Genomic DNA, 3,230 nt, shown 5'->3' on the forward strand with positions numbered 1-3,230 from the left:
TTGAAGTAGGATATCGTATTAATAAAGATGGGTTGAGAGCACAGGTTGCCGGATTCTTAAGTAATTCTGATAAAACGGTAGCTGTAGATAAAAATACATTCCAGATTCTTGTTAATGATCTGAAATTAAGAAATATGGGTATCGAAGCTGAGATTTCTTATTCTATGAACAACGGCGTTTATTTCGGAGCCAGCGGATTGTTAATCAAATCTGAAGTAGACAATAAAGGAGAATGGCAGAAGCAGGAAATTTACAATGCTTCACCCTCCAAATTGGTTACTTATATTGGGTACAACGTGAAAAACTGGTCATTCAGATTCCAGTCTTTACAGAATTTCAAGCAGAAGGATGAACTTAAAAATGTTGTAGAAGGGTACAATACTTCGGACCTTATGATCGGTTACCGATTCCAGTTCGGGAAATTCAACCTTGGAATTCAGAACCTGTTCAATACAGATTATCAGACCATCTGGAGCAAACGTTCCCAGGTTTTATATTCAAGCTATGGAATTCCTGCATTGTTTAATTATAAAGGAAGAGGCAGAACATTTAACCTGTCTTACACTTTTGAATTTTAAAAATAAGATTAGGGTCATCATGCCTTAGTCTGAATAAAATACTTTCTACAAATCCGGTTTCTGATATTGATCGGAAGCCGGATTTTAACTTAAAAATTAATTCAGTTATGGCTCAAGTTTCAACAGGGCAGTTCATTGCCGAAGTTACCAGAAAAGAATACATCACAGATCACTTTATCAGAGTGTATCTGTATTCTCCGGAAGTTCAGTTGTTTAAAAATACCACGATAGGAGATAATAATAAAATTGCTATTCCTCCGGTTGGATTAAACGAGGTTCACTTTCCAACCATAGAAAATGATGAATGGGTATATCCGCCAAAAGAAGTGGCTCCATCCATCAGAACCTATACGCATAGAGGAATTGACTTGGAAAAGAACGAAGTATTTATTGATTTTGCAGATCATGGAGATGGAGGTCCGGCCTCAAAATGGGCAAGAGAGGCAGAAGCAGGAGCAAAACTTGGTATAATGATGCGCCTGGAGGGAAAAGAGCTGTATCCTGAAGCTGAATGGTATTTACTGGCAGGCGATGCTACAGCAATACCAGTGTTGAGCGCTATTTTAGAAACCCTTCCTGAAACAGCAAAAGGCATCTGTATTATCGAAGTGCATGGAAAAGAAGATGAACAGGTATTGGAAACCAAAGCTGATATTGAATTTAAATGGCTTCATAATTCCGAACCTCAGATCAGCAGCGAAATTGCTGAGGTGGTGAAGAATATTGAGATTCCGGAAACTTCAAAATTCGGTTATGTAGCTTGTGAATTCTCCAGTGTTAAAGAAATACGCACCTATCTCCGAAAAGAAAAAAACTGGACCTCAAAAGAACTTTACGCATTCTCTTACTGGAAGGCAGGAAAAGCTGAAAATGAATCACAGGCAGACAGGCATAAAGAAAAGGAGTCAATAGAATAAGAAATTGAAGATTGGAAGGCGTAAGAAATGAGATAATAGACGGATAGATAATAGACTTGAGATAGAGAGTTTAGAGTGTAAATTTTGAGATTATGGCATAAACCCAACCTTAAACCTTGAACTTTGAACTATGGGCTTTGAACTTTACCCTCTGAAGCCGTATCTTTGCCGCTATGAAAGATTTAATGGGCCAAGCCATCTGGGATTACTATCATGATGAGAATCCTGAAGACCTGCAGACAGAAACGTCAATTTCTGAATTGGATGAACTTCCTGTAGACTATTTGTTCAGGGATTTTGAAGACATGAATGATATTGAACAAAAAGCATTGCAGCTATCCAAAGGGAAAGTGTTGGATATTGGTGCCGGAGCCGGTTCACATGCTTTATATCTCCAGAATGAGGCTGATCTTGATGTTACGGCTTTGGATATTTCTCCGAAATCCATTGAAGTATGCCAATTAAGAGGGATTAAAAAGGCTGTTTGCACCAATCTCCTTGATTTTTCAGGAGAAACTTTTGATACTGTTTTATTATTAATGAATGGTACCGGAATTTTTGAAGGATTGTCTAAAATCGATACTTACCTTCAGAAGCTGGGAAGCTTGTTGAACGAAGGCGGACAGATCCTGATAGACAGTACAGATATTTTGTATATGTTCGACCGTGATAAAGACGGCGGAGTCTACATTCCTGCCGGCGGATATTACGGAGAACTGGAATATATTGTTCACTATAAAGGCCAAACTGAAAAGCCAATCACATGGCTTTACCTTGATTTCAATACGTTGAAAAATGCTGCTGAAAATAATGGATTTAAAGTAGAGAAGGTATTGCAGGATGAAGACTCTTACCTAGCAAAACTTACTAAGAAATAATTAGCAACAGGTCATTGCGAGCTGAAAGCGAAGCAATCTCAAAAAATAATGGATAGTCATTCTGTAAACCGGAATGACTTTTTTTGTACCTCTTCCTAGCCCCGATAGAAACGGTTACCCCACAGCATGGGGTTGGGTGTTAGGCCAGGCGCGAGGAGTAAAAGTGGATAGCGGGAAACAGCTCCTTATTATTGTCTGAATATATTGATAACCCTTGCCAGCGGATAAAAAGAAAACCATTCCGGGAAATAAAAATAGATCAGAACAGCAGTTCCAACACATAAAACTACAGGAAAAATATAAGATTCAGCACGGTAGGGTAGTTTTTTAGGAGTTGCTAAAACACTGATGACAAGTAAACCCAAAGCTCCTACTGCAATAATACCAATTTCAGGACTATACCGGGTGAGTCGTCCTAAAATAGGTTGACATAAATTAAACAATATTTGATCCGGAGAGATGTTTTATTTCTTCGGATTTTTTATGCACTTTATCTGGAGTTTGCATATTAAGGCTTAAATGTGGTCTTTTAGTATTATAAAGATAAATACTTTCTTTTACTAATGAGCTTAGATCTTTCATATTCTTTGTTCTATAAAAAAGGAATTCTTGTTTCAATATTCCATTAATCCTTTCTGCCAGTGCATTTTGATAGCAATCATAACCATCAGTCATTGACGGTTTGATTTCATTCTTATTCAGTATTTTCTGGTAGTAACCAGAGCAATATTGCAAACCTCTGTCTGAATGATGGATTAATGGATCACTTGAACTTCTATTTTTTATTGCCATTTTTAAAGCTTTTGCAACATTTTCAGTGTTCATATTTGAACTTAATGAATATCCCATTATCTTTC

Annotated in this window: 4 protein-coding genes and 1 pseudogene; 3 read left to right on the forward strand and 2 right to left on the reverse strand. The window is 37.3% G+C overall.

Translation table 11 applies throughout. The annotated features are described in order from the left end of the window. The 3 genes and pseudogenes from BBH99_RS10545 to BBH99_RS10555 all read left to right on the forward strand — a co-directional run. A pseudogene (locus BBH99_RS10545) lies at positions 1-578 on the forward strand (TonB-dependent receptor); the annotation flags it as partial. A 107-nt stretch (positions 579-685) separates the two neighbouring features. Then, positions 686-1,495 (forward strand): siderophore-interacting protein, encoded by an 810-nt coding sequence (locus BBH99_RS10550; protein WP_066695327.1) that lies wholly within the window; start codon positions 686-688, stop codon positions 1,493-1,495. Positions 1,496-1,668: 173 nt separating this feature from the next. After that, positions 1,669-2,373: a class I SAM-dependent methyltransferase gene (locus tag BBH99_RS10555; protein WP_066695329.1), complete on the forward strand. Its 705-nt coding sequence runs from the start codon at positions 1,669-1,671 to the stop codon at positions 2,371-2,373. A 188-nt stretch (positions 2,374-2,561) separates the two neighbouring features. Here BBH99_RS10555 and BBH99_RS22075 read toward each other — a convergent pair whose 3' ends face one another. Both BBH99_RS22075 and BBH99_RS10560 read right to left on the reverse strand, forming a co-directional pair. Beyond that, on the reverse strand, positions 2,562-2,816 hold the full coding sequence (locus BBH99_RS22075) for a hypothetical protein (RefSeq protein ID WP_123873130.1): 255 nt from the start codon (positions 2,814-2,816) through the stop codon (positions 2,562-2,564). Then, the coding region (locus BBH99_RS10560; RefSeq protein ID WP_165601866.1) for an integrase core domain-containing protein at positions 2,809-3,230 on the reverse strand (422 nt) is incomplete at its 5' end. The genes BBH99_RS22075 and BBH99_RS10560, both read right to left, overlap by 8 nt.

It is taken from the genome of Chryseobacterium contaminans, assembly GCF_001684955.1.
Taxonomy (GTDB): Bacteria; Bacteroidota; Bacteroidia; order Flavobacteriales; family Weeksellaceae; genus Chryseobacterium; species Chryseobacterium contaminans.